The sequence below is a fragment of the Streptomyces sp. URMC 124 genome (genome assembly GCF_051386455.1).
Taxonomy (GTDB): Bacteria; Actinomycetota; Actinomycetes; order Streptomycetales; family Streptomycetaceae; genus Streptomyces.
Genome location: NZ_JBPQTS010000534.1, coordinates 1 through 255 on the forward strand (window position 1 = coordinate 1; position 255 = coordinate 255).

Consider the following 255-nt stretch of genomic DNA (forward strand, 5'->3'; position numbering starts at 1 on the left):
ATGGTACATGCGGCAGGCCGGGCGCTATGACCCGGAGTACCGAAAGATTAAAGAGAAATACTCCCTTCTGGAAATTTGCAGCCAGCCCGAGCTTGCGGCTGAAGTGACGCTGATGCCGGTACGGAAGCTAGGTGTAGATGCGGCGATTCTATATTCCGACATCATGAATCCCGTTGCCTCGATCGGGGTCGACTTCGATATTGTGAAAAATATTGGTCCCGTTATCGATCAACCGATTCGTACTGCAGCCGATGT

Annotated in this window: 1 protein-coding gene; it reads left to right on the top strand. The window is 51.8% G+C overall.

Annotation, left to right across the window (positions count from 1 at the left end):
• Positions 1–255, top strand: a 255-nt coding sequence (locus tag ACSNOG_RS33610; RefSeq protein WP_436756455.1) for a uroporphyrinogen decarboxylase family protein, incomplete at both ends; no start/stop codon positions are given.